The sequence below is a fragment of the Singulisphaera acidiphila DSM 18658 genome (assembly GCF_000242455.2).
Lineage (GTDB): Bacteria > Planctomycetota > Planctomycetia > Isosphaerales > Isosphaeraceae > Singulisphaera > Singulisphaera acidiphila.
In genome coordinates this window covers 7,675,980-7,702,418 of sequence record NC_019892.1, presented here as the reverse complement: position 1 = coordinate 7,702,418, position 26,439 = coordinate 7,675,980, and the positions used below count along the sequence as shown (strand labels likewise).

At 63.3% G+C, this 26,439-nt stretch carries 21 protein-coding genes and 1 pseudogene; 21 read left to right on the top strand and 1 reads right to left on the bottom strand.

Annotation, left to right across the window (positions count from 1 at the left end; genetic code table 11):
* The first annotated feature begins 63 nt into the window (after window positions 1–63).
* The 8 genes and pseudogenes from SINAC_RS30060 to SINAC_RS30025 all read left to right on the top strand — a co-directional run bounded on the left by SINAC_RS30060 (window position 64) and on the right by SINAC_RS30025 (window position 7,155).
* Window positions 64–1,302 carry an IS701-like element ISSiac1 family transposase gene (locus tag SINAC_RS30060; RefSeq protein WP_015244411.1) on the top strand — a complete coding sequence of 413 codons (1,239 nt, stop codon included), beginning with the start codon at window positions 64–66 and terminating at the stop codon, window positions 1,300–1,302.
* A 222-nt stretch (window positions 1,303–1,524) separates the two neighbouring features.
* Window positions 1,525–1,863 carry a hypothetical protein gene (locus SINAC_RS30055; protein WP_154673838.1) on the top strand — a complete coding sequence of 113 codons (339 nt, stop codon included), beginning with the start codon at window positions 1,525–1,527 and terminating at the stop codon, window positions 1,861–1,863.
* A 258-nt stretch (window positions 1,864–2,121) separates the two neighbouring features.
* Window positions 2,122–2,520, top strand: coding sequence for a pentapeptide repeat-containing protein (locus SINAC_RS30050; protein WP_015249321.1), 399 nt, complete (start codon window positions 2,122–2,124; stop codon window positions 2,518–2,520).
* Window positions 2,521–2,538: 18 nt separating this feature from the next.
* Window positions 2,539–3,726: pseudogene (locus SINAC_RS42175) on the top strand (ISAzo13 family transposase).
* 145 nt (window positions 3,727–3,871) lie between these two features.
* Window positions 3,872–4,192, top strand: a complete 321-nt coding sequence (locus SINAC_RS30040; protein WP_020466991.1) for a hypothetical protein — start codon at window positions 3,872–3,874, stop codon at window positions 4,190–4,192.
* Between the two features lie 42 nt (window positions 4,193–4,234).
* Window positions 4,235–4,501, top strand: coding sequence for a CPCC family cysteine-rich protein (locus tag SINAC_RS30035; protein ID WP_015249320.1), 267 nt, complete (start codon window positions 4,235–4,237; stop codon window positions 4,499–4,501).
* A 957-nt stretch (window positions 4,502–5,458) separates the two neighbouring features.
* A complete protein-coding gene (locus SINAC_RS30030; protein ID WP_015249319.1) occupies window positions 5,459–6,601 on the top strand; it encodes a DUF1559 domain-containing protein in 1,143 nt (380 codons plus the stop codon).
* A 110-nt stretch (window positions 6,602–6,711) separates the two neighbouring features.
* On the top strand, window positions 6,712–7,155 hold the full coding sequence (locus SINAC_RS30025; RefSeq protein ID WP_015249318.1) for a hypothetical protein: 444 nt from the start codon (window positions 6,712–6,714) through the stop codon (window positions 7,153–7,155).
* Between the two features lie 161 nt (window positions 7,156–7,316).
* Here SINAC_RS30025 and SINAC_RS30020 read toward each other — a convergent pair whose 3' ends face one another.
* Window positions 7,317–9,947: a bifunctional YncE family protein/alkaline phosphatase family protein gene (locus SINAC_RS30020; protein WP_015249317.1), complete on the bottom strand. Its 2,631-nt coding sequence runs from the start codon at window positions 9,945–9,947 to the stop codon at window positions 7,317–7,319.
* A 340-nt stretch (window positions 9,948–10,287) separates the two neighbouring features.
* Between SINAC_RS30020 and SINAC_RS30015 the strand changes: the two genes are divergently transcribed.
* The 13 genes from SINAC_RS30015 (at window position 10,288) to SINAC_RS29950 (ending at window position 26,429) form a co-directional block, all read left to right on the top strand.
* The gene (locus tag SINAC_RS30015) at window positions 10,288–10,641 is read left to right on the top strand and encodes a hypothetical protein (protein ID WP_015249316.1); all 354 of its coding nucleotides are present in this window, start codon (window positions 10,288–10,290) and stop codon (window positions 10,639–10,641) included.
* Between the two features lie 127 nt (window positions 10,642–10,768).
* Entirely contained in the window at window positions 10,769–11,956 is a 1,188-nt protein-coding gene (locus SINAC_RS30010) for an acetyl-CoA C-acetyltransferase (protein ID WP_015249315.1), read from the top strand.
* 36 nt (window positions 11,957–11,992) lie between these two features.
* Complete coding sequence (locus tag SINAC_RS30005) at window positions 11,993–13,639, top strand: acyl-CoA carboxylase subunit beta (RefSeq protein WP_015249314.1); 1,647 nt, start codon at window positions 11,993–11,995, stop codon at window positions 13,637–13,639.
* 211 nt (window positions 13,640–13,850) lie between these two features.
* Entirely contained in the window at window positions 13,851–15,239 is a 1,389-nt protein-coding gene (locus SINAC_RS30000; RefSeq protein WP_015249313.1) for an acyclic terpene utilization AtuA family protein, read from the top strand.
* The gene (locus SINAC_RS29995; RefSeq protein WP_015249312.1) at window positions 15,239–15,625 is read left to right on the top strand and encodes an AtuA-related protein; all 387 of its coding nucleotides are present in this window, start codon (window positions 15,239–15,241) and stop codon (window positions 15,623–15,625) included. The genes SINAC_RS30000 and SINAC_RS29995 overlap by 1 nt, the downstream gene beginning before the upstream one ends.
* Window positions 15,597–16,403, top strand: coding sequence for an enoyl-CoA hydratase/isomerase family protein (locus tag SINAC_RS29990; RefSeq protein WP_015249311.1), 807 nt, complete (start codon window positions 15,597–15,599; stop codon window positions 16,401–16,403). Before SINAC_RS29995 ends, SINAC_RS29990 begins: the two co-directional genes overlap by 29 nt.
* A gap of 9 nt (window positions 16,404–16,412) precedes the next feature.
* Window positions 16,413–18,095, top strand: a complete 1,683-nt coding sequence (locus SINAC_RS29985; protein WP_015249310.1) for an AMP-binding protein — start codon at window positions 16,413–16,415, stop codon at window positions 18,093–18,095.
* 1,026 nt (window positions 18,096–19,121) lie between these two features.
* Window positions 19,122–20,213 (top strand): Gfo/Idh/MocA family protein, encoded by a 1,092-nt coding sequence (locus SINAC_RS29975; protein ID WP_015249309.1) that lies wholly within the window; start codon window positions 19,122–19,124, stop codon window positions 20,211–20,213.
* A gap of 108 nt (window positions 20,214–20,321) precedes the next feature.
* Complete coding sequence (locus tag SINAC_RS29970) at window positions 20,322–21,299, top strand: MBOAT family O-acyltransferase (protein WP_015249308.1); 978 nt, start codon at window positions 20,322–20,324, stop codon at window positions 21,297–21,299.
* Window positions 21,300–21,500: 201 nt separating this feature from the next.
* Window positions 21,501–23,366 (top strand): hypothetical protein, encoded by a 1,866-nt coding sequence (locus SINAC_RS29965; protein WP_015249307.1) that lies wholly within the window; start codon window positions 21,501–21,503, stop codon window positions 23,364–23,366.
* Window positions 23,367–23,682: 316 nt separating this feature from the next.
* Window positions 23,683–25,026 carry a hypothetical protein gene (locus SINAC_RS29960; RefSeq protein WP_015249306.1) on the top strand — a complete coding sequence of 448 codons (1,344 nt, stop codon included), beginning with the start codon at window positions 23,683–23,685 and terminating at the stop codon, window positions 25,024–25,026.
* 213 nt (window positions 25,027–25,239) lie between these two features.
* Window positions 25,240–25,518 carry an acylphosphatase gene (locus SINAC_RS29955; RefSeq protein ID WP_015249305.1) on the top strand — a complete coding sequence of 93 codons (279 nt, stop codon included), beginning with the start codon at window positions 25,240–25,242 and terminating at the stop codon, window positions 25,516–25,518.
* A gap of 89 nt (window positions 25,519–25,607) precedes the next feature.
* The gene (locus tag SINAC_RS29950; RefSeq protein ID WP_237722797.1) at window positions 25,608–26,429 is read left to right on the top strand and encodes an ABC transporter permease subunit; all 822 of its coding nucleotides are present in this window, start codon (window positions 25,608–25,610) and stop codon (window positions 26,427–26,429) included.
* The last annotated feature ends 10 nt before the right edge of the window (window positions 26,430–26,439 follow it).

The window sequence follows — 26,439 nt, the reverse complement described above, 5'->3', positions numbered from 1 at the left end:
GTAGACGAGGCTCGAGTTTTGCCCAAATTGCTCTGGCGCAGTTGGACTGCGGAGCATCGGCTTATGCCTGGAATTATCGAATTTCCCAAGCTGGTCGAAGCCGCCCTGACCCAGCACGGCGACCTCTTCGCCAATGAGTGCCAACGTCGCCACTTCGCCGAGTACCTCACCGGCCTGTTCGTCGCCGACCGGAAAACCGTCCTCGGCATTCATGACGAGTTCGCCCAGACCACCGACCAATCCTGCCTCAATCGCTTCCTCACCGCCGCCCAGTGGGACCCCGAGACGCTCAACGATCGAAGGCTCGAGCAACTCCAGAAGGAGCCCTCCACTCGCTACAGCGTTCAGGGCGTCATCCCGATCGACAATACTCTCGTCGATCGGGACGGGATGCTGATTCCCGACGCCAACTGGTTCTGGGACCACACCGAAGAGCGGAACAAGATCGCCCAGGACTATCTCTTCGTCAACTACGTCTGCACCAGCGGCAAGCACTACCCCCTGGAGTTCCGGCTCTTCCGCAAGCAAGAGGTCTGCGAAGCCTTGGACGAGCCGTTCCGCAACCATACCGCCTTGTGCTGCGAGCTGATCGATTGGGTCTGCGAGCGGGGAATCCCCGGCGACTTCGCCATGGACTGCTACTTCACCAACGCCGAGGTCCTCAACCACATTGATGGGAAGCAGGATCGGTTGGGACGGCCCCACGGTTACGTGGGCGATCTCAAGACCAACCGCAAGTTGGAGTGGAAGGGGGGGATCCTCAAGGCCAACGAGTTGGCGGCGTCGATCCCGGTGGAGGACCGCAAAGCGATGAGGATCGGCGACCGTCGCCAGTGGTACTTCACGGTGACGGTCCGAATCCCCGGGGTGAACCACAAGGTGCGGATTGTCATCCTCTGGCACTACCGCAACGACGGGACGTGCTGCAAGATCCTGGTGACGAATCGGATTACCTGGGAGGTGAGTCGGATCGTGCGGGTGTACCGCCATCGCTGGACAGGCACGGAGACGTTCCATCGGGACGGCAAGCAACAACTCGGGTTGGGTGACTGTCAGTTGCGTGATGTCCAGGGCCAGACCCGGCATATGTACCTGGTCATGCTGGCGTACAGTCTGCTCATGAGCGAGTTGAAGCAGGGTCGTGCGAAGGAGTGGGCACTCCATCGGCTGATGACCATCGGCGAGGCCTGTCGGGCGATGACGAGGGAAGCCCTGCGGACGACGCTCTCGTGGGCGATCGAGCAAGTCACGCAATTTGAGCAACCCTATGAACATGTCGTGGCTCAGCTGGGGTTATCCTGACTTTGCAAAACACCAGTTCCTAAGCTTCGATGGCTGGACCTTACCGATACGCCCCTCGACGATGCCGGAGTCGCCGCACTCGCAGATCCCGGCTCGTTCCCGAGTCTTGCAATATTCCAGGCGAGCAACACGCGGTTGACCGATAATGGGTTGAGATCCCTTCGAGGTCGGTCGAACCTGGAAAGAATCTTCCTGGACGGCACACGGATTACGGATTCTGGCTTGATCGCCCTTGGAAAGATGCCCTCGATCAGTATCCTCGGCGTCGGTCGAACCTCGCTCACCGACGCCGGCCTGGCTCACTTGAGCCAATTCGTCCCCAAGCTTACCCGTCTCGATGTCTCCCAGACGGCAGTCACCGACGCTGGTCTCGCACACCTGGCTCGGTCTCATGGGCTCGTCTCTCTCAACTTGTCTCAGACGGCTGTCACCGATGCCGGCTTGAAGTCGCTGGCCGGACTGAAGCGCCTCAGGTTTTTGAAGGTCGGCAAGACGAGAGTGACCGAAGCTGGAGTCGACGCGTTGCGAGAAGCTATTCCCAAGTTGAAGATGACTCAATGAGTTCGCCAATGATACAGTAAAGATATTGTTGAGTGTCGAATAAATAGGTAAGCTTGGTTCATTTGGCGGAAGCGATCCTCCGTCGATTGAGCCGTGAAACATCGTCTATCCGGCCAACTCATAATGATTCTCGTGTATCGCCAGGATCTTTAGCTTCAAGAACTAAGGAATCTCGTCAGAATAACTTGCTTTATTCTCGTGCCCCTGGTCGAATCCGAATGGTGCCGAGGCGTTAACGTTGGGCGGCGGAGGATTCGGATGGCGACTGATGGGAGCAGCGACTACGTCCCTTCAGGGTCTGCGCAGGAATTGCTCCAGCGGTATTCGAGCGGGGAGCGGCGATTCCATGGCGTTGACCTCGACGAGGCCGATTTATCGCGGGTCACGCTCGATGGTGCCGACTTCGAAGGCTCGTGGTTTCACAGCTGCAACTTCGAGGGGGCAAGCCTGAAGGAGGCGAGCTTTCGATTGTGCAATGTGAAATGCGCCGATTTTCGACGAGCCGACCTGACATTAGCGTCCTTCCAACTCTCGGGGGTCGAAGCGGCCGAGTTCGAAGGCGCTATCCTGGCGGGGGCGAGCTTCGAGGGCGCGAGCTACTACGGTTACACAATCCATGACGGTGACGGGTTCCCGAACGGCGGTTCGGATGCCTGACCCCTCGGCACATCAGTTATGCAAGATTTGGCTGCCAGGGAACGGATCGCATCGAAGTACCAGGCCCTCTCGGGACTCATGGACGAGCGTATGTCTCGGCAATGGGCAGCCGCGGAGGCTGCGGCCTATGGTTGGGGCGAGGTGCGTGCGGTGAGCGAGGCGACCGGCATGTCGCCTCATACTATCCGCAAGGGGTCGGCTGAGTTTTCAGAGCGTGCGGCAAACCCCGACGCGCCCATCCCGGCACGAATCCGCCGTCCGGGTGGGGGACGGAAGAGTTGCACCGAGTCGGACCCGGAACTGGTAGCGGCCCTGGAGTTGTTGGTCGATCCGGCGACCCGCGGCGATCCGATGTCGCCACTGCGCTGGACCAGCAAGAGCACGTCCCAGTTGGCCAAGGAGTTGACGCGGGGAGGCCACCCGGTCAACCCGAGCACCGTGGGCCGGTTGCTGAGGGCCGCGGGTTACAGCCTGCAAAGTAATCGCAAGACGAGTGAGGGCGGCGGTCACCCGGACCGCAATGCCCAGTTCGAGCACATCAACGCGGCGGTGAGGGCGTTTCAGGAGAGCGTGGCCAGCCTGTCATCTCGGTCGACGCGAAGAAGAAGGAATTGGTTGGGGAGTTCAGGAACGGCGGGCGGGAGTGGCAGCCGAGCGGCCAGCCCGAGGAGGTGCTCGTCCACGACTTCATGGACAAGGAGCTCGGCAAGGCGATCCCTTACGGCGTCTACGACGTCGCAGGCAACCAAGGCTGGGTCAGCGTGGGTATCGACCACGATACGGCCCGGTTCGCGGCGGAGGCGATCCGCCGCTGGTGGAGGAAGATGGGGTCGAAGCGCTACCGCGGGGCGGACCGACTGCTGATCATCGCGGACGGCGGCGGCAGCAACGGCAGCCGCTGCCGACTCTGGAAGGTGGCGCTACAAGAGCTGGCCGGGAAGTTGGGGATGAGCCTCTATGTATGTCACTTCCCGCCGGGTACGAGCAAGTGGAATAAGATCGAGCACCGGATGTTCTGCCACATCACACAGAACTGGCGCGGGCGACCGCTCGTCAGCCACACCGAGGGAGCTACCCGACCGGGATCAAGGTAAGCGACGAGGAACTGGCCACGGTCAAGAGGAACTGGCCACGGTCAATATGACACCGGACGAATTCCACGGCGACTGGAACTATTGCATCCAACCGGAGACGATCAAAAAGTAGGCAGGTTATTCTGACGAAACTCCTAACTCGACAATAGACACTGGTTGCCAAGAATCTCCTTCAGCCAGAGGAATCGCTGGACCACGACGACGCGTGCCATCGGCTGCAACACGAGCCGGCCGGGGCCGAATGGGTACTGAAGCGTTTGCGGGCGCTGGCCCGGGAACGCCCGTGGGCCAAGGGCGACCAGGACGTGCAGTGGGCGATCACGTATTTTGCGAACCAGTCGACGGCGGGTCGCATGGACTACTCCAGTCGCGTAGCGGCGAACGAGCCGATCGGCAGTGGGGTGACGGAGGCGGCGTGCGAGGTGATCGTCAAGCAGCGGCTGTGCGGCTCGGGGATGAAGTGGACCGAGGGCGGCTCGGCGGTGGTGCTGAGCCTGTGGGCCTTGAGCTATCCACCGGAGCGGTGGGCGCAGTTCTGGTCGAAGGTTGATCGCTGGGGCTTTCCGGTGGCGGCGTAAGCCGCGAATTACCCTGAGATCAAGCCGGCGAGGATCGGAACAATGGAACGACAACAGTGCCCCTGCTGCGATTACTTCACACTGGAGGAGCGTGCGGACTGGGAGATTTGCCCGGTGTGCTCCTGGGAGGACGACGGGCATGACCTCAACCGCCAGGACGCCCCGTCAAGCTGCAACCGCGGTCTGACGCTTCGCCAGGGGCGGGAGAACTTCCGGCAGTTCGGGGCCTGCGAGTCGGAGATGGTCCAGCACGTCTGCTCCATGGATAAGAGGCAGCACTACAGACATGCTTCCAGGACCCGAGAGTGACATCAATCGTAGGTCCCCCCCCGAATGTAAACCGCTGTAGCTTCGCTTGTACCAGAATTACAATGCATGTCCCCTTATCTCATCCCCAAGGCCCTACCAAATTGACGGCCAGATGAACTTGAGTGGAGGCGGTTCAAATTCTGTGCCGATCGCTCTTGCGAAATCCCCGTTTTCAACCCTTGAGGGCAAGATTGGCCTGGATGGACAGTGGGCAGATTGCGTGCCGAACGCTATTGGGAAGTCCCCATTTCTGCTTCCCCAAGACTCGCTTCCGGCTGCTGGCCCGGCTTTGCCGGACGGGATTGGTGACCCGCAGGGGGCTTGTGAAAGGTTTCAAGCCGTAAGCTGTTCTCCTCTCCTCTGAGTTTCTTGGCGCAATGCCTGGCCACTGACTTGTCGTCGCAACATGGCCTTGTCCAGTGGCAAATTCATCTTCACTGAATCTACCAGATCTCCTCGCTGAAGTACCTGGCCGCTAGGGCTCCCCCTATCGCGGGAATCCCGAAATTCACCGGTCGATGCGATATCCTTCCTCGATCTTTCATATTCCTTTGATAAACTAGCACAGCACTACGATGTGCACCTGTCGGGTGGGAGGGCGACCAATCCTCGCGCCACAGGGCGAGAGCTCTCATGGCTTGGTCTCGTATTTCGAAGGATCACCCCGAGTGCCGGAGCCCTGTGACGAAGAAGTACATTCTCCCGGTTATCCTCCTCTCGCCGATCGCCGCGGCACCGGGTTGCCAGGGAGAGCCGGACTTCCCGCCGGTCCAGGTCGACACGGATAGCCCGTCACCCACCACCTCTGGCCTGGGACGAAGAAAGCGCACCAGAAAGCAGCCGTGCGGCCGTTGCCGGAGAAGTGAAGTGAGGAAAGGGCGAAGGGAAGCGCCGCGTGCGTTCTGAACTCGAGCCATCCCCTGATCTTTATAACATCCAAGACGAGAAATTACACCGATGCGACGATCCTTCACCAGTCATCGCGGCTTCACACTGATCGAGTTGCTGGTCGTCATCGCGATCATCGCCGTGCTCATCGCCCTCCTGCTGCCGGCGGTCCAGGCGGCCCGCGAGGCCGCTCGACGCTCGCAGTGCGTCAACAATCTGAAGCAGATCAGCCTGGGCATCGCCAACTACATGGACGCCTTCGGCTCGACTCCGATCCATGAGTATCGAAGGTCTGACGAGTATGGCGGCGCGGGGGGGTCGTCGGGCAACCGGGGCTGGCACTGCCAGATCCTGCCGTTCATCGAGCAGACGGCGCTCCACAACGCGATCAACTTCACCTATTCCGATGGCTTCTACGGGGCCAACAACATCGTCAACGGCGTGAACGGCACCGCGCACAAGGCCCAGATCGCCACCTTCCTCTGCCCGTCCGACGGCACCACCGGCCTCCCGCAAGACGGGGTCGTGAATGTCACCGGCGGCAAGCTCGGCAACAACAACTACGCGGGCAACTCGGCCCACCCCCGCAACGTCCTCATGCCGGGCGGCACACCCGTCGGCGACAACCTCCCGCCATCGCAAGGGGTGATCTCCACGTCTCGCATGTACACGACGCAAGGCGGTTGCGCCACCGCCGGCAGGGCGGCCACGACCAATCAGAACGTCAACGTCGCCAGCATCACCGACGGGACGTCGAACACCGCCGCCGTGAGCGAGTCGCTCATCAACGACGGCTCGGGCAATTCCAACGATAAGCGCCGGAACCTGCATTACACAAGCTCGCGCTTGATCGAGCAGAACGACGTCCCCGCGATCGTGGCCGTCCGCGATGGCCTGGCCGCCCCCCTGAACTGGCCGGGCTGGAGCATGTACAAGGGCTCGACCTGGGCCTTCTCCGACGCCTGGGAAGGGCACCTCTATGCCCACCTCTTCCCCCCCAATGCTCCGCCGATTCACGTGTATGCTGATAACACCTTGCGCTGCTTCGAGGGGGATACGGCGATGAACCCCACGAGCAACCACGCCGGCGGCGTGAACGTCGGCTCGATGGACGGCTCCGTCCGGTTCATCAAGAACACGATCAACCTGCCGACCTGGTGGTCCTTGGGCACCCGCAACGGCGGGGAGATCATTTCGGCCGACTCGCTCTGAGGCCCTCCCCGGGGTGCAGCTCAGGTCGACGCTGACCCCCGGGGGCGAAGACACGCGCCCTCTTTTAATACTTATTCGCGAAATCCAGGCAATCGAGGTTCCCCCCTCCCATGCGCATTACCGCATCTCTCATCTTCGCGCTGCTGACCCTCGCCGCTTCCGCCGGATTCCCCGGCTGTGGGAATCACGCGGTCGAATTCGACAAGGCCGTGGAACAGAACCCGGAATCGCTCGCCCAGGAGTTCCTCTTCCGCTACAAGGCCCTCCCCGACCGCGCCTCGGCCAGGCAGAAGGCGCGGATGGCAGCCCTGGAAAAGGCCGAGGCGGCCGTGCCCGAAGCTGTCGACCAGACGAAGTCTGAACGCGGTGAAACCACCAAGAAGGTCACCGTCCCGACCCTGGAGGGCCTGCTCACCGAGACCGAGGGGAAGGTCGCCGGGATACCGGGCATGTCCCGCACCGAAGCGGGTAAGCAGGTCGTCGAGTTCCTCGCCAAGGAGTCGGCCATCACCCCCGACGATCTCCGGTTGATCCGCGAACGCCTGGCCAAGTGACGTCGAGGGACCACTGCCTGCGCGGGGACTCTTACAGGCTCCGGGTGCCCTGAGAGAGTCCCCGTTTCATGTCGCCGGCCTTACCTTACAGGAGCACCTCGAGTCCTGGCCCGGCGCGCCCTGGCTCACGAACCCGGGCGGATGCCCGGGGTGGACCGGACTCAATCGTCATCATCGTCGTCGTCATCGTCACCCTTCACGCCGATGAGCCGACGCGCTGCGAGCCCCTTGCCGTGCGCCCCGGCCAGTTCCGCCGGATAGCGCGCATCGAGGCCCTTGGCCCGGTGCCAGAGGATCCGGTTCATCGCGTCGTCTTGGACGCGATCGGGCAACCGGAAATCCTGCTTCAGGCTAAGCTGAGCCCAGTGGAGCTCCGGCCCCTCGAGCCCGCTCAGCTTGGGATTCAACTGGCCGATGGGGACGTTGACCGGGATCGCCTCATACGGGGAGAGGTCGGGCGTCTCCTGGAAGCAGGCCGACATCAAGGGGGACATCGCGTCCATCTGATTCATCGGCGGGCAGCCGAGGATGCGCTCCATCGTGTGCAGCACGGAGGTCTGGTTGTAGAAGTCGTGGACCACGGCCCCCCGCTTTGTGTAGGGGCTGATCACCAGCGAGATTGAGCGGTGCCCGTCGATGTGGTCGAAGCCGTCCTGCGGGTCGTCCTCAATGACGAAGATGCAGGTCTTCGACCAGAATTTGCTCCGGGACAGGCCCTCGACAATGCGGCCCAGCGCGAGGTCGTTGTCAGCCATATAGGCATTCGGGGTCGGCATGTCGGGCGAGGTCCCCGAGGTGTGGTCGTTCGGCAAGTGGACGATCGTCAGGTTCGGCCACTCGCCCTTCGCCTCCGCCTGGCGCAGCTCCTTGAGGAAGATGCCGGCCCGGACGACGTCGGGGATTCCCATGTTCCACCCCGGATAGCCCGAGGCGCTGTAACGCCGCAAGGTCTCGATGCCGATCGAGGCCTCGAAGCCGATCGTCCCCTCGCCGTCCTCGTAATCCTTGAGAATCTCGGTGTAGGTCGCCGTCTTGGGGACCGGGGTGGCGTAGTCCATCTCGCCGTAGTTGCGGAAGGAGAGGCCGTGCAGCAGGACGTTGTCCCAGAGGAACCCGGTCGAGGAGTATGTTAGCGGGTCGTCGCCGTAGGTGTAGCTGCGGGTGAACCCGCCGAAGGATTTCTCCAGGTGGTCGGTGACGTTCCCCTCGGTGGCCCAGGAGTGGCCGTCGGCAGAGATGACCCCATTGCAGTAGAAGTTGTCGAGCAGGACGTACCGCTCGGCCAGAGCGTGGTGGTTTGGGGTGATCTCACGTCCGTAGATGCAGAGGGCCGGGTCCCTTTCTCCCCCGGGGATGTCGCCGAAGACCTGGTCGTAGGTCCGGTTCTCCTTGATGACGTAGACGACGTGCTCGAAGACGGAGGGCTCGCCCAGCCGCTTCGGCACCGGCACCGGGCCGACGTCAGCGTGGGCCTTCTCCCAGGCGCGGAGCATATGCGGGATCCGGGCGTCCGTCCGGACCTGACGGGTCTGCACAGCTAGCTCCTCGATGCCCGGCACGGGGACCTTCGAGACGACGCCAAGGTACGCTTTGACCGACCGGCCCTTCGGGCTCGGCGATTCATTGCGCGACCCGAACCCCTTCACGTTCGCCACGAACAACTCGCCCCCGTCGGCGACGACCGCCCCGGGATACCAGGCCGTCGGGATGAACCCGCGCACCTTGCTCGCGCTCGGGGCCTCGCCCTCCTTCGGGGCGGGTGCCAGGTCGACGACGGCCAGGGCGTTGTTGCCCCCATTGGCTACGAACAGCGCCCGGCCATCGGCGGACAGCGCGAGGGCATTCGAGGCGCTCCCGAAGGGGAGCGACGGCTCGGGACGGACGAGGATCGTTTCCACCACCGTCATCCCCGCCGTGTCGATGACGGTGACGGTGTCGGAGTTGGCGTTGGCCACGTAGAGCCGGCCCGAGCCCGCGTGTGAGACGAGGTCGGCGGGGTGAAGGCCCGTCGCGACCTCCGCGACCTGCTTGCCTGTGGCGAGGTCGACCTTGCCCACGGTCCCGCTCTTGCCGACCCCGCGCTCGTCGATCAGGACCGGGGTCTCGGACGACGGGGCGGTCTTCTCCCCCTCGCGAGGCCGTCGTCCTCCCCAGTTCGAGACGAAGGCCGAGGCGCCGTCCGTGGACAAGGTCACGTCGAACGGGGCGACGCCGACGGGGATCTCCTTGACGAGCTTCCCCTCCGCCAGGTCCACCACGCCGAGGGTGTTATTCCGGGAGAGGCAGACATATGCGGTGGCCCCGTCGGCCGAGAGGGCGATGCCGCATGCATGCGAGGCTCCCTTGCCACCCGGACCCGGCAGCGCGATCCTTCGGGACCAAGTGAGTGACCCGTCCGCGCCGACGGTCGCCTCATCCAGGGAGTCCTGGGCGGTCGTCGCGAAGACCCGAGTCCCGTCCACCGAGATGGCGATCCCGTGCATCGAGCCCCCCCCCTTGGGGAAGGCAAGCTCCTGCACGATCTTCCACCCCTCACGGTCGATGGCGACGAGGCCCCGGTGGTCCTTCGCGTAGAGCCTTCGGCCCCCGGGCGCCAGGACCAGGTCGACGGGACGACCTCCGTACTCGATCGCCTGTCCCGCCGGCCGGAGGACCTGCTTCGTCGGCGCGACCCATCCCCGACCGTCAGGGGTCGGCCCCACCCGCTCCGCTTCATCCCCGGCCACCGTCGTCCTCGCCGCGACGAAGACGAGGACAACCGCGACGCTCCACCAGCTCCCGCGATTCTGCATCTCCAGACTCCTCGGCCCTTCGGGTCGCTTCGCCTGCACTCCGGCCCGCCACTATAAGCCGAGGAACCGCGACGGGGCAAGGAGCGCGGACAGGGCCGCGACGACCCCGAGTGACAGGGGCAGAACGAGGAGACGCCTACGAGCGTGGCCGGCGGCCAGGCGCCTTTGAAGAAGAGGAGCGTGTCCAACTTCTCTGAACCTTCCAGCCCTCTCTAATCAAGTGCCTGGCTACTTCCTCCTTACGTACATGAAACCCTGTGAACGGTTACGATTTAAAGGTCCGCCCGACTTGCCAAAAGTCCTCCGGTTACGTATCATTTGTATAGATGGAGGCGACGCCATGATTCATGATCGCGGTCAGGCTGTCGGGTCTCAAACGCGGGGCCGGACGGTGTTGAGCCACCTGTATCTGACGATCAACAAGAGCCTTTACCTCGTGCAGCCGCTGGCCTGTGGGCCGGGTGCGGCCTTGCGTGCGTTCCGGTTGAATAAGGGGGACGGCACGCTCTACGACGTGGCTCAGACGAATTTCGGGGCCGAGTGCGACTGCCCTGACTTCATCTTTCGCCGCGCTGGTCTCGATCCGCTGGGTTGTAAGCACGTCCAAGCCCTCGTTGGGCAGGGTCTGATTGAGGCCGGAGCGGCGGCGAGCGTCCGGCCGGAGCAGGGTCGTCGGACTGTGGGGAGTCGTTGACCTGTCCCTTTGGGGCTCTTAGAATCCCCTTTGTGAGGCCATGCCGCCGGTCTTTGGGCCGCGAGGCATGGGTTGTGCGAGGCAGGCGGCAACGGATCGCCTCATTCCCGATTTCGAGGGGAGCCTTATGTCGCGTCCGGTTCCCGTGATTCTGTCGGCCTGTCGGACGCCGATTGGCCGCTATCTCGGTGGCCTGTCCGGTCGTTCCGCGGTGGACCTGGGCGTCGTCGCGGCGAAGGAAGCGCTTGCGCGATCGAAGGTTGATCCGGACTTGGTCGACGAGGCGATCGTGGGCAATGTCCTGGCGGCGGGTTTAGGGCAGGCCCCGGCACGCCAGGTTGCGATCGGCGCGGGGGTCCCGACGAAGGCTAGCGCCCTGACAATCAACATGGTCTGTGGTTCGGGCTTGAGGTCGGTCATGCTCGCGGCGACCGCCATCCGAGCGGGGGACGCCGACCTGATTCTGGCTGGGGGCATGGAGAGCATGAGCAATGCCCCGCACCTGCTCCGAGGGGGACGCAGCGGCTGGAAGCTGGGCGATGGCACCTTGGTCGACTCGATGCTTCATGACGGCCTGACCTGCGCGGTCGAAGGCTGGCCGATGGGTGAAGCCGCCGAGCGGACGGCCGATATGTGCAAGCTTTCGCGTGAGGAACTGGATACCTTCTCATGCGAGAGCCATCGCCGAGCGCTCGAGGCACAGAGTTCCGGGGCGTTCGACCTCGAGATCGTCCCGGTGACGATCGAGGGGAAGAAAGGGGTTTCGTCGACTGTTGGGGCGGATGAAGGACCGCGCGCGGAATCGAACCAAGCGGCCCTGGCCAGGCTCAAGCCCGCATTCTGTGCCGGTGGGGTTGTGACGGCGGGCAACTCGTCGAGCTTGAGCGACGGGGCGGCGATGCTGGTGGTCGCCTCGGAAGAGAAGGCGGATCAGTGGGGTGTTCGCCCGGTGGCGAGGATTCGCGCGACGGCCATCTCCGGCCTTGACCCGCGCGATCTCTTCCTTGCTCCGATCGGCGCGATTCGCGCTGTCCTGGCCAAGGCGGGGCTGACGCCCGAGGCGGTCGATCTCTACGAGATCAACGAGGCCTTCGCGTCGCAGTTGCTCGGCTGCGTGAAGGGGCTGGAAATTGACCTCGCCAAGGTCAACGTCCACGGTGGCGCCATCGCCTTGGGGCATCCGATCGGTGCCAGCGGCGCTCGCGTGCTTGTGACGCTGGTTCATGCTCTTGAACGCCATGAGAAGAAGATCGGAGTCGCCGCACTCTGCCTCGGGGGGGGCAACGCCGTGGCAATGGTCGTGGAACGGTCTTGATTCGCGGGTCCTTTTGCCAAGAAACGATATCGCCCTATGCCGACCGCTGAATCAGGTACCGATCACAGACGTCCTGTGGAGCCCGACCTTCGCGAGGTGACCGCGCGCCTGTTGGCTGAGGCGGAACGGATCCGTGAAGGAGGTGGGGCCGAGGCGATTGCCCGTCAGCACGCCAAGGGAAGAAAGACCGCCCGCGAACGGATCGCCGCCTTGACCGACGTCGATTCATCCTTTCTCGAACTCGGGCTTTGGGCCGGCTATCAGTTGTATGAGGAGTGGGGCGGAGCGCCCGGCGCGGGGGTCATCACAGGGGTCGGCCAGGTCGCCGACAGGCGCGTGATGATCATCGCCAACGATGCCACGGTCAAGGCCGGTGCCTTTTTCCCGATGACCATCAAGAAGGTGCTCCGGGCCCAGACGATCGCTGCGCGGAACCGGCTGCCGCTGATCTACCTGGTGGATTCTTCGGGTGTCTTCCTGCCGATGCAGGATGAGGTTTTTCCCGACGACGATGACTTCGGCCGGATCTTCCGCAACAATGCGGTCCTCTCTGCGCAAGGGGTTCCCCAGTTCGCCGCCATCATGGGCAACTGCGTGGCCGGAGGGGCGTATCTGCCGGTCCTCTGCGATACGGTGCTCATGACCGAAGGCTCCGGCCTCTATCTTGCTGGACCCGCCCTGGTCAAAGCGGCCATCGGCCAGGACATCACGCACGAGGAACTCGGCGGCGCGGGGATGCATGCGGCGATCAGCGGGACGGTCGACTACCACGAACCCGACGACGATTCGTGCCTCGCCCGCCTGCGCCGGCTCGTCTCGCTGCTCCCGCCCGATCCGAAAGGGGCTGCTGAGAGTGTCCCTGTCGACCCCCCGGCGCGTTCGGCCGACGATCTCTTTTCGATCGTGCGGACCGATTCGTCGGCCCAGTACGACGTGCGCGACCTGCTCGCGGCGCTCGTTGATGGGGGCCGGTTCGACGAGTATCGCGCTGACTACGGCAAGTCCTTGTTTTGCGGGTTCGCGAGGCTGGGAGGAATTCCGGTCGGGATCGTGGCCAACCAGCGACTTCGGTTCCGGCCCGAGGGGGGAGGCCCTTACCAGTTCGGCGGGGTCATCTATGCCGACAGCGCCGATAAGGCGGCCCGGTTTGTGCTCGATTGCAACCAGGCGCGAATCCCTTTGCTCTTTATCCAGGACGTCAACGGCTTCGATGTCGGTCGTGACGCTGAGCGGTCGGGGATCATTCGTCGGGGGGCCAAGCTCGTCAATGCCGTCAGTAACAGCGTCGTCCCGAAACTGACCCTGATCGTCGGCCACTCGTTTGGCGCGGGGCACTATGCACTCTGCGGTAAGGCGTTCGATCCCCATTTCCTCTTCGCCTGGCCCGGCGCACGCTATGCCGTCATGGGGGCTCAGCAGGCGGCCAGGACGATGCTCGACGTTCAGGTCGCCACCTTGAAGCGGCAGGGCAAGCAGGTCGACGACCGCGAATTAAACGCAATCGCCGACGACTTGCGGGCCCGTTACGACCGTGAGACCGATATTCGCTACGCGGCAGCTCGAGGGTGGGTCGATGCTATCATCGACCCTCTGAAAACCCGAGAGGTACTTGCTCTGGCGCTTGACCTTGCGACACGCCAGCGTGAGACCGTCGGATTTCCGGTCGGGGTCTTCCAGGTCTAAGCTGTTGGTCACGGTTCTCTTTGATATTTTTATGGGTTGCTGCGGCCAAACCAATTCTGTCGGTGCCACGGGTTGTACCCAACCCGTGAGTGGAAGCCCAGGTTTTTGGCTCACGGGTTGGGTACAACCCGTGGCACCCAAGGCCCGTAAGCCATCTGAAGGAAGACCATGTCCAACGGCTTAGGTCTAACCTAAAAGGAGCTCAGCCACGATGGCCCACCGCACCCTTCGTGTCGGCAACGGCGCTGGCTTCTGGGGCGACAACCTCGACGCTCCTTTTCTCCTGGCAAGCGCAGGCCGGCTCGATGTCCTGACGCTGGAATACCTCGCTGAGCTGACCCTCGCCATTCTGAGCCACCTCCGCTTGAAGGATCCCGAGGCTGGTTACGTCGCCGACTTTCCCGAGCTGCTCGAGCGGCTGACGCCTCTCTTGAAGGATCAAGGGGGTCTGCGAGTGGTCACCAACGCCGGGGGCTTGAATCCACGATCGTGCGCCAGGCGATGTGCGGAGGTTCTCACCGTCGCAGGGCAGGGGGCTGAGCCTCTCGGCGTCGTGACGGGTGATGACCTGCTTGGCTCGATCCCCCAGTGGGTTCAAGAGAATGTCGAACTTCCCCACATGGAGACGGGTGAACCCGTTTCGACTGTGGCCGATCGCCTGGTCAGCGCCAACGCTTACCTGGGGGCGGGGCCGATCGCCAAGGCGCTCTCGGGAGGAGCGCGGATTGTTTTGACCGGTCGCGTGGCCGATGCGTCGTTGACCCTCGGGCCGGCTTGCGCTCACTTCGGGTGGGCCTGGGACGACTGGACGCGCCTGGCGGGCGGGTCGGCCGCCGGTCATGTCATCGAGTGCGGGGCGCAAGCGACCGGTGGGCTCTGGCACCGCTGGGAAGAGATCCCCAGCCTCGAGAATATCGGCTACCCGATCGCTGAGATCGATGCCGACGGGTCGAGCGTGATCACCAAGCCGGACGGAACAGGGGGGCTGGTCAGTGCTGGGACGGTGGCCGAGCAAATCGTCTATGAGATTGACGACCCTGCCTGTTATCGGACGCCCGACGTCGATGTGGATCTGACCTCGATTGCGTTGACCGAGGAAGGTGCGGATCGCGTGGCGCTTCGAGGAGCGACCGGCCGGCCGCCGAGCGATCGACTCAAGGTCGCTGCCGTCTATCGCGACGGCTGGACGGCGAGTGGCTTGCTCGCTGTGGTCGGACGCGGGGCCGAGGCCAAAGCGCACGCGGCCGGTTGGATCGTTCTGGAACGGGTCCGCCGCGCGGGGTTCAAGCTGGCCGACTCTCTGGTCGAATGCCTCGGTGCGGGGAGCGTCGTGCCCGGGGTCTTGGGGCCCCAGGCTCCTCCCTTCGAGGTCATGTTGAGAGTGACCGTGCGCGACCCGAACCGTAAGGCGGTCGAGCGGTTCTGCCGTGAGTTCGCCCCTTTGGTCACATCGGGCCCCTCAGGCATCGCGGGTTATGCGACGGGCAGGCCCTCGGCCCGCCCTGCTTTTGGGTACTGGCCCACGCTGGTCCCCCGCCACCTGGTTGAGGCCAGGATGGAAGTGAGGCCGGCTTCGGAATGGTTGCGGAGGACCGTTTGATGTTCAGCGACCACCCGCCCGCCTCGCTTGTCCGTGTCGGAGACCTGGCCCACGCTCGGAGTGGCGATAAGGGGAACCGGGCGAACATCGGTGTCGTTGCAAATGACGCGTCCTGTTATGCTTGGCTCAAGGAGATGTTGACTGAGGAGGCGGTCGCCGAGTTCTTTCGACCGCTTGGGATCGGTGAGGTCCGGCGGTACGAACTCCCCAAGATTCAGGCGCTCAACTTCGTGCTGGAAAACGCCCTGGGAGGAGGAGCGAGCCGCTCGCTCCGCATCGATTCGCAGGGTAAGGCCCTGGGTGTGGCCTTGCTCGAGATGCGGCTGCCCGGACCCGAGACCGCGAAGGGGGGGGACCATGAATCAACCGACCGTTCTTCGGAATAATCAGGGACCGGTCGTCATTCTGACTCTGAACCGTCCCTACCGTCGTAACGCTCTGTCTCGGGACCTGGTGGCCGAGCTGAGTGATCACCTCACCAAGATCGAGGCGGAGCATGGCACTCGCGCCGTCGTGCTGACGGGGGCCGCCCCCGTTTTTTGCGCGGGGATGGACCTGAAAGAGTCGATCCTCGCCGGGGAAACGGAGGAGTCCGAGAAGCAGGCGATCGCCGACATCCAGGGGATCGCCGACCTTGTGGATCAGCTTCATCACCTCTCGAAGCCCACGATCGCCGCGATCAATGGCGATGCCTTCGCTGGCGGGGCAGGGCTAGCGGTCGCCTGTGACTTCGCGATTGCGGCCGAGCATGCCAGGATCGGTTATCCCGAGGTCCGTCGCGGCCTGGTTGCAGCGGTCGTGATGTACGACCTCGTCCGGCAGGTCGGCGAGCGGAGGGCACGCTCGCTGCTGCTGACCGGCGAGCCGATTTCAGCGGCCGAGGCCGAGCGCTGGGGCTTGATCAATCGCGTCGTCGACCGTGCTTCTTGTCTGGCTCAGGCGGTTGAACTGGGAGTCTCGCTCATGGCCTCAGGGCCCAAGGCCGTGGCCACCACCAAACGGCTGCTCGACGAAGCCAACGGCCGCCCCGCCAACCTGCGAGGCCCGGCCGCCGTGACGGCCGCCGTCCGCGTCTCCGAGGAGGCCGAGGAAGGGATGCGCGCGTTTGTCTACAAGCGACAACCGCTGTGGAACTGGAGTCGTGATCGAATCGCCGAGGAGTGAGCCTGCACCATGGCCTCTCTCAAAGCCCCGTCGACCCCCTGGGTTTTTGACCTGACCGTGGGCCTCGCCCTGCGCCGAACGGCCGCGCTCTATCCCGAACGGGATGCCGTGGTTTTCCCTTCGTTGGGGATCCGCTGGTCGTGGTCGGAGTTCGATCGCCGGGTCGACTCGGTGGCCTCCGGTCTGCTCGCGCAGGGGGTCGAGCGCGGCGAGCATGTTGGCATCTGGTCGATGAACGCCCCCGAGTGGGTCGTTGCGCAATTCGCGGTCGGCCGGATCGGGGCGATCTTGGTCAACATCAATCCGGCGTATCGACTCCATGAACTGGAAGAAACACTCGCGATGGCCGATGTCGCGACCCTGATCGTGGGCAGTTCGTTCAAAGACTCCAACTTCGTGCGGATGGTGGAAACGATTTGCCCCGAGGTGGCTCGGGCCGACTCCACCGGCTGGGCCTCGGCGAAACTCCCTTGCCTCCGCCGCCTGATCTCCCTGGGCGAGCAGCCTGGTCCTGCCTGGCTGAGCTGGATCGACCTTGAAACAGACGTTGCGCATGAGGAGCTGAACGCTCGCGAGCGTTCAGCCCGAGCGAAAGATGTCTACAATATCCAGTTCACTTCGGGAACCACCGGTCTTCCCAAAGGGGCGATGCTCACTCATCGAAACGTGTTAATGAACGCGTTTTATATCGGTGAGCGAGTTCGTTACGGGCCCGACGATCGGGTCTGCGTCCCTGTGCCGTTCTACCACTGTTTCGGCTGCGTGCTGGGGACCTTAGTCTGCGCCCTGACCGGTTCCGCGCTGGTGGTGCCGGCGCCGAGCTTTGATCCGGGGCTGACTCTGGCCGCGATCGACTCTGAGCGTTGTACTTCGATCTATGGAGTGCCGACGATGTTCGTGGCGGAACTCGGCCACCCTGATCGTCCTCGCTTCAACCTTTCGAGTCTGCGGACCGGGATCATGGCGGGCAGCCCCTGTCCCTTGCCCTTGATGGAGGCGGTCGTCACCACGATGGGGGCCTCGCAGATGACGATCGGCTACGGCCAGACCGAGGCGTCGCCGATCATCACCCAGACATCGGTCGACGACCCCATCGAGGTGCGGGTCGGCACGGTCGGTCGACCGATCCCGGGGGTCGAGGTACAACTCGTCGATCCGGTCACTCGCAAGGAAGTCGGGGAGGGGGAAACAGGTGAGCTTCGGGTTCGCGGCCATGGCGTGATGGCCGGCTATTACAAGGCGCCCGAAGCCACGGCACAGGTCATCGACGCGGCGGGCTGGCTTTACACCGGGGATCTCGCCATGCGCCGCGCGGATGGCAACTACCGGATCGTCGGCCGCTGTAAGGAACTCATCATTCGCGGTGGTGAGAATATCTATCCGCCTGAAATCGAGGAGTTCCTTCACCATCATCCGGCCGTTGCCGAGGTGGCCGTGGTCGGGCTGCCTGACGTCAAGTATGGCGAGGTCATCGCCGCATGGGTCGTTCCCCAGCCGGGCGCCACCTTGACCGAGGAAGAGCTGCGCCATTATTGCCGGGGGCAAATCGCCCACTTCAAGGTTCCCCACTACATCCGGATCGTGAGCCAGCTCCCCAAGACCGTGACGGGAAAGATCCGGAAGGTGGACCTCCGCGCCGAGGGGATCACGCATTACGGGCTCGAGACCACAGAGACCATCCCGACGGCCTGAGCCCGATTCTTCAAAGAGAGTTCGGGGCCTCCCCATGCTACGCCCCGTCAGAAAAGCGGCCAATCCTTTGCTTTGTGACGGGTTGATCCAATAGTCGATAATCATCGTATGTGTGTGTAGGCATGTCGGTGTGCCTTGGGTTGGCAAGCGGAGCTGGTGCTTGCCGGTGGTCACGGCCGAGAGCGACAAGAGCGTCACGCCGAGTAGCCGAATAACTTTGATGAAAGGAAAGAGCGGCTCGAGAAGCTCATATACAATTGCCTCAATTGCGGCTTGTGTTGCAAGCAGTGCCTCACCCGTATCTCTTTCACCCTGACTCCGGCGACAATCACGAGTTGTCGATAAGCGCCGTTCGACCGCTCGCACTTGTCTCCGGATTGCTTTCGGCACGCACTCTATCTGGTGCGTGGTCGTGTGTGTGCTGGTTGCTTCTGGGGCGAAGCCTGGATTGTGTGCAGAGCACATTGTCTGTACGTTGCGCGTTCATATCGAAGTCATGGGAGGGCGATTCGAAATTGCCCACAGCATCTTCGCTCTTCAATACGGCCGGGCGAGTGTTGCTGGTTCCTCAAGATTTGGAATCGGAGTTTGGGCGTTTGCTCGCGGCCTGAGCTGTTTCAGGCTCCGTTCACGCAGGGGCCCGCGGGGGTCGCCGTGTAACGGCTTTGCACTCTGCAAATGCCTTGGCGGCATCTGGAGTGTGATCCCTTCGGGCGGTAATCTACACAGCCGTGTCTGAGCGAGAGCCGGCTCCGCAGGTTTCTACCAGGCGCAATCTGGCATCTGTCGGGGAGGCGTTTTCGTGCACCTTGAAGATCTCCGCCTTCCCTAAAAGGGCTTTCACGACGAGATCGCCAGCGTCACCGAGGGGGCTCAACAATGACAATGCGATCTTCCGAATCCCCCCGGACGTGGCGATCGCGGCTGGGCCAGCATCGAAGGACGGGATGAACGGCCGTAAGAAGATGGCCGAGTCGCTCGCTTTCTTGCGGCGGATGTCGGTGAAGTATTTCCCGGAGTGATGCCATGCGTAAGGTCCGGCTCAGAACGGCCCTCATCGGTTGCGGTAAAGTTGGGCGGATCCACGCCCTCGCGCTTGCGAAGCTCCCGGAGTCGGAACTGGTCGCGGTCTGCGACGGACTCCCCGACCGCGCGCGAGAATTCGCGGAGGAGTTCGGGGTCGCGGGGTTCGTCGACGTGGAGGAGATGCTTGAGAAGGCCAGACCCGAGGCCGTCTGCGTCTGCACGCCCCACCCGCTCCACGCCGCCCCTGCCGTGCGTGCGCTGGGCGCGGGAGTCCACGTCCTGGTCGAGAAGCCCATGGCTGCGACGCTCGCCGATTGCGATCGAATGCTCGCGGCGGCGACGGCCTCCGGGGCGACCCTCGGCGTGGTCAGCCAACGCCGCTGGTTCGAGCCGGTCGCCCGAGTCAAGGCGGCGATCGCGGCTGGGAAGGTCGGCCGGCCCGCCCTCAGCGTCGTGGGCATGTTCAACTGGCGCGACGCGTCCTACTACGCGTCCGACCCCTGGCGGGGCCGTTGGCAGACCGAGGGAGGTGGCGTCCTCGTGAACCAGGCACCCCACCAACTCGACCTGCTCGCGTGGTTCATGGGCGAGATCGAGGAGATTAGCGGGTGCTGGGCGAACGTCAACCACCCCTCCGTGGAGGTTGAGGACACGGCCGTGGCTGTCGTCCGCTTCGTTTCGGGGGGGCTCGCTTCGATCGTGGCGAGCCTATCGCAGAGGCCGGGGTTATTCACGCACGTGCACGTCCACGGTTCGAACGGGGCGTCGGTCGGCGTCGAGACCGACCGGGGGGCGTCTTTCGTCGCGGGCGTCTCGTCGATCGCCGAACCGCCGCTGAACGACCTGTGGAACGTTCCAGGCGAGGAGGCCCTGCTCGCCGCGTACCGGGAGAACGATCGGGAGCATTTCGCGCGGGTCGACGCCACGACCCACTACCACGCGTTGCAGATCGGCGAGTTCCTGCGGGCGATACTCGGGGGCAGGGCTCCTGCTGTGACGGGGGAGGACGGACGCACGGTTGTGGCGATGTTCACCGCCATCTATCGTTCCCAGCGCGACCGGTGTCCCGTGCGGTTCCCGGTCCTTGCGTGAGTGGCACGCGTGGATCCACGATCAGACGGTGAGCCTCATCAGACGGGTGGCGCTCTTGTTCGTGAATCCAGCGGTGCTCGACGGATGGCTTCCGGGAGACCGTGACCGATGAGCATTGCAGGTTCGCTGCTCCTGGCGTGCACCGTTGCGTATGGCTGTGCCGTCGTTGCCCCTCTCATACGATTTAGATCTTGCAGCAAGCCAGTTTTCCAGGCGGCCTGGTGCCTGGTGGCGGTGGTCCTCGTGTGCCCTTTGCTCATTCCCTCGGCGAGCGTGGGGCTGCGGGCGGCGTCTGCCGCGATTTCGGGCGACATCGCCTTCAAGATGGTTGATTACTTCCGCCGTTGGGATCGTTTGGACCGTAGCACCATCCTTCGCAACTACTACGGCCTCCTCATCCCGTTCCCGGCATTCGCCGTTATCTATCCTGATCACAGGCGTCGGCTGTTACGTCCGGAGATTCCTTGGCCGCACGTCTTGCGCCTTGTGGTCGGGATCACCGGTTGCGTCGGGGCCATACTGACGCTGAGGGGCCTATCGAGCAGCGTTCTGATCCGATCGAGCTTTGCGCTTAACCACGCGGCGATGTTGTGGGCGTTCGTCGTGGCGATCGAATCGCTCTCGCGCACTCTGTACGGGCTCGAACACTTGGCCGGATTCGACACGACCCCGATCATCCGAAACGCTTACCTGTCGCGTACCGTGTCCGAGTTCTGGCGACGGTACAACTACCGAATCCATGACTGGCTCTATCGAAACGTCTTCCAAACGACCGGCGGCCGGCATACGCCCGTCCGCTCTGTGTTGCTCGTCTTCCTCATCAGTGGTGTGTTTCACGAACTGATGTTCGGGATCGCAACCGCGCGATTCACCGGCTATCAATTGGCGTTCTTCACCTTGCAGGCCCCGGCCGCGCTCGCCTCGGGACGCCTCGAACGTTTCGCAAAGCGAGGCGGGATCACGGGAAAATTCGTTGCGCACGGCTCCACGATCCTCTTCCTTGCCGTCACGTCGGTCCTTTTCTTCGATGGCGTTCGCAAGGTGTTTCCCTTCATCTATGCAAGCAAGTCGCCACTGCCCTGGTAGACCGCCACGATTGAGTTACCGGGTCTAGGCGGCGGAACTGGATTCATTCTTCTGAAGCGACGATCGTTCCAGGAGAACGGCACTCACACTCCCAACGGCTGGGCTACTGGGAAGACTGTTCTGGAGGCTATGCTGGCAAGTGGATGAGCATCTTGTCTTGAATTTCGATTCGATGAAACCGAAATGGCGTGAGGTTCGCCTTTGCGACTGAGCATCTTGAAGGATCGAGGCCTGACGTTCGTGGGCCTTCTCTGGCTCACGGAAACCATCGCTCAGAGTCCACCGGCTCCAGCGACGCCACGAGTCCTTCTTCATGAGCCGGTCATTACGGGCCTGACTCCTCCAGGAGTAACGGTCGGCGGCACGACGAAGTGGACGCTCAGCGGGCGGAACCTCGATGGTGTCGAGCGGCTTCGGATTTCCGGGAGCGGGGTCGACGTCTTGGAGCACAAGTTGACGGCCGCCGGTCAGCTTGAAGTGGCGGTCCGAACCCGCGTGACGGCAGAGCCGGGGATTCGTGAGCTCAGGGCCGATGGGCCGAGCGGTCTGTCCAACCTCGTGCTGTTCCGAGTGGACACGCTCAACCAGGTGGAAGAATCGGAACCCAACGACGACCCCGCTCACGCGGATCCTCTGGGCTTAAATATGGTGGCCAGCGGAGTTCTTGGGGATCGTGACGTCGATCACGTTCGGATCAAGGGGGGCGCAGGGGATCCGTTCACCGTCGAGGTCGAGGCCCGTCGGTTGGGTTCGCCCCTCGCGCCGGTGATCACGCTTCTGGATGGGGCGGGACGCTCCTTGGCTCAGGGGAGGGACACTCCCGGGCTTGAGGGGGACTGTCGCGTGACATCACGGTTTCCGACCGATGGAACGGTCATTGTCCGGGTCCACGATGCGCTCTACCAAGGGGGGGACGCGGCGTGTTACCGCCTCCGCGTGTTCAATGCGCCCTTTGCCACCGCGCTCTTTCCGCTGGGGGGGCCACGCGGAGAAACGATCGATGTCATGGCCTCTGGCGGTACTCTGGACGTTCCGCTTCACCAACGCATTACGCTGCCCGATCGTCCCGGCACGCTCGTCGAACTGCCACCTTTCGACGGGCTGAGGGGACCACTCATCGTGCCCCATCGTCTTGTCGTAGGTACGGGGCCAGACGTCGTCGAAACCCAGTCGGTAACGCGACTCCCTCGGGGGGCCACCGCCAACGGCTGCATTGAGAAACCGGGAGAGGTGGATCGCTATCTCGTCGCGGTCCGGCAAGGCGAGCGGCTTCAAGTGGGAATCCAAGCGGCCTCGCTTGGTTCGTGGCTCGATTCCGTGGTGACGCTTCGTGATGACCAAGGCCGCCAGATCGCGGAAAACGACGACCCGATGGAGGTCGGCGCTCCAACGCTGCTGGCCGCTTGGTCTCCAGGCCAGGGGGCCTTTCCTACTGACAGCTTACTCGTTCAGCAGGCGGAGACCGACGGAGACTGGCTCATCGAGGTGGCCGACCGTTACGGCAACGGAGGCGCTGAGTTTGCCTACCGAATGACGGTCGAGCCGGTTCGACCCGACTTCGCTGTGACTTTTCAGCCCGACCTCGAGAGAGGGGAATCAGGAGACGACCCTCGGATTCTAGAGGCGGCCAAGGCGCAGAGAAGCGTCTTGAATCTGGCCCCGGGATCGACTCGACGTGTGACTCTGAGGATCGCCGTGGATGGCCGGATTGGCCCGATCGTGCTCCGAGCGACGGGTCTGCCGTCCGGGGTCACGGCCGAACCCGTGACGGTCCGCCCGGAGCGGGGGGGAGGTCGACCTGCTGCGACGGGGAAGCTCCGTGCCCCCAGCGTTACCGCCGCCTTGATCCTGCGAGTCGCTGAGGATGCGGAACCTGCGGTGGGAGAACTGAAGGTGACCGCCACGAGTACGTTGACGGACGGGTCAACCTTCTCTCGGGTGGCGACCGTCTGGACCCTGCTGGGGTCAGGCGACGAAACGCCCCTTCGCCGGCCCCTTTTTCGAGAGCTGAGCGCCTTACCGGTCAAAATTCTCTCCCCCTCCCCCTTGGGAATGCGGCGACCCTGAGGATCGTGCGGGCAGGGGGGAGTGGGGCGACACCTTGGGCCGGTTGTTGCTGGTATGATCGCTATCTGAGGGAAATTAGAACCCCTTGTCGTCCTCAATTCGCCAAATCGACCGATGGAGAATGGTCGAATTGCCGAAGAATAGGGGGAGGCCCGTTCGAATAAACCGGAGTCGTGGGACGTCCAACGTCTTGAGACCTCCCCTGGTTGGGACGGGTCAGTTTGGGAATACACTGGTGAATAACTTGGGCCAGGAAGGGCGATCTTTGAACGGGTCCTCCCTCCAGCAGCGGCCCCGTCCGGAAAGGTCCAACGCGATGTTGTGGCGACACCTTTGCCTGGCCCGGGCCTGGTCGGCCGCGGGCCTCTCGACCTGTTTGATCTTCGCAGGTTCGGCGTTTGCCGAGCCGGAAGAGCCGTCGCCCGCGACCGGAGCCGTCACCGAGACGGTTCGCGTGCTCGATGCGCGGCAGGCTGGCGATATTGAACTCGAGGTTCGCGGACAAGGTCAGGATCGAGTCCGGTTTGCGATCCGCAATACCTCGGCCAAGCGGCTGAACGTGGTGCTGCCACCCGGCTTGGTGGCCGCCAGCGCCACCGGTCAACGCGGTGGTGGCGGGTTCCAGAGCATGGGTCTGGGGACCCCGACCAATCAGCCCGGCGGATTCGGCCAGTTCCGGGGCGCGGTCGCAAGCGAAGCCGGTTTGCATTCGGTCTCGGCCACGCCGGCCGACCTGCAATCGAGCATTGTCACCGTCCCCGTCGGCAAGACGATCGACCTGGCACTGCCCGCGGTCTGCCTTAACTTCGGCATGCCGACGCCGACCAGCCGCGACCGCTTCGAACTGATGGATGTGAACGAATACACGGGCGACCCGCGCGCTCGCAAGGCGCTGAGGAGCCTCGCGACGCTCGGCACCAGCCAGGGCGTGGCTCAGGCCGCCATGTGGCGCGTTTGCAATGACGTTCCGTTCGAGCTGATGCGTGCTCAGGCGAGCAAGGTGATCAACGCTCACGAAGTGGCGCTTGCCGCTCGCTTCGTCGACGCGGTCGACGCCTCGGGTGAGTCCGACGTGATTGATCCGAGCTATCTTGCCGAGTCACGTCTCTTCATTCGGGTGCAGGGTGAGGGCGAGCTCGCGACCGAGGCGGGCCGACTTCAGGAGGCTCTCGAGGGCTTGCACCTCATGGGCTTGCCGCTCTGCGTGGTGGGAGACAAAGAGGATCCCACGGCCGCTGTCCCCGCCCTCTTCTTGAATGTCACCCTGACCTCCAGCCAAGCTGGGGAGACTCGCGGACGCGTGGTGGTGAACCGGTCTTCGCCGAGGGAAGGCTGGGTCCCCTTGGGGAAGACGAGCTTTACGGAAGGCTCAACGGTCACGGTCCTCGACGGTCCGGGGTTGGCCCGGGCGATTGACCACGCCATGGCCTCCACGTTCGTTTCCGTCAAGGTTGCCCGTAAGGGGGCGACGAGCACGACGTTGAAGGTCGAGAACCGGCTTCCTTTCACCCTGGCGAACGTCACCATCAAGGCGAGTGGATCCTCGGGTGCCCCAGCTGAGCCGTTCCGGGCGCTGGGGATTGGACCGGCCCGCACCGGGCAGGTTTCGATCCAGGCGGCCAGTGGATCGATCGACCGCATCGAGCTCAACGGCCTTTGATCGTAGGGCCAGGGCTCGACTCGAATCAGCGGCGCGGTCTTCCTTGGGAGGACCGCGTCGCTTTGTTGGATCATGGATCGCCAGGCTTTCATCCTGAGTCGTTTGTCATGCTTGCCTTGGCCAGTTTCCTCACGCTAGAATACAGTGGTTGAGAGCTCGGCGGACTGCCTTTTTGGTTTGTCGCTTCCATCGGCCAATCGCGAGTTGTGTCTCATGCCGCTTGAGCGTCGCCGAGTTTACTACTCGGGCCGGGTCCAAGGCGTGGGATTTCGTTTCACCACTCAGCATTTAGCCCAGACGTACGAAGTCTCAGGTTACGTTCGCAACCTGGCTGACGGCCGGGTCGAACTGGTCGCTGAGGGGGAAACAGCCGAGCTCCAGTTGTTTCTCGACTCGATTCATCATGCCATTGGAGACAAGATCCACGCAGCGCGGACCGAAGGCCTACCCATAGGCGAGCCAGAGCTTCAAGGCTTTGAGATCCGGTATTAGTCCTCGTGTTTCTTGGTCCCCGTCGATTCATAATCTCGGCCGAGCCAACCTTGGGTAAGGCCTCCTCCATCTTTCGAGTGATCGCCTCCATGAAAGCTCTTACCATCGCGTTCGCGACCGCCAAGGAAGCGATCAGGCAGCCGGCCTTCTTCGTCCTGACGTTCATCGCCGGATCGTCCTTGATCTGTTCGGTCTTCGTGTCGTACTTCACGTTCGGCGAAGACATCAAGATGTACAAGGACACGGGGCTGACCACGATCTCGTTCGCTGGTCTGCTCCTGGCGCTGCTCACGGCCAGCTCAACCGTGGCCGAAGAAATCGACGGGAAGACGGCAATTACCCTCCTCTCCAAGCCGATCAATCGCAGACAGTTCATCATTGGCAAGTTCCTGGGAATCGAGCTCGGTGTCTTGCTCTTGTTTGTGATCCTCGGATCGCTCTTCGGAATGGGTGTCTGGTACAAGTACGCCTACGACCTGAGAGAATCGGCCGGCGGCGTTGCGGAAACCGCCAAGCAGTTCGATCAGGTCAAGCAGGTCTTGCCGGGCTTGGCCCTCGGATTTTTCGAAGTGACGGTCCTGGCGAGTCTGAGCGTGGCGATTTCGACGCGATTGCCGATGCTCGTCAACCTGGTGGTCTGCATCGCCGTCTTCTTCCTCGGTCACCTTTCGCCGGTCCTCGTCGACGTGACGGGAGGCGGGAACGTGAACGAGTTGATCAGCTTCATGGCACGGCTCTTCGCGTGGATTCTCCCTTCGCTCGAGTTCTTCAACGCCGGTCCGGCGATCTCGACGGGGGTGATGATTCCCTGGGTTGGTTACGTTCTGCCCGCTCTCGGCTATTGCATGTTGTACAGTGGAGTATGCCTGCTGTTCGCGTTCCTCCTCTTCGAGGATCGTGACCTGGCCTAAACCAACGTGG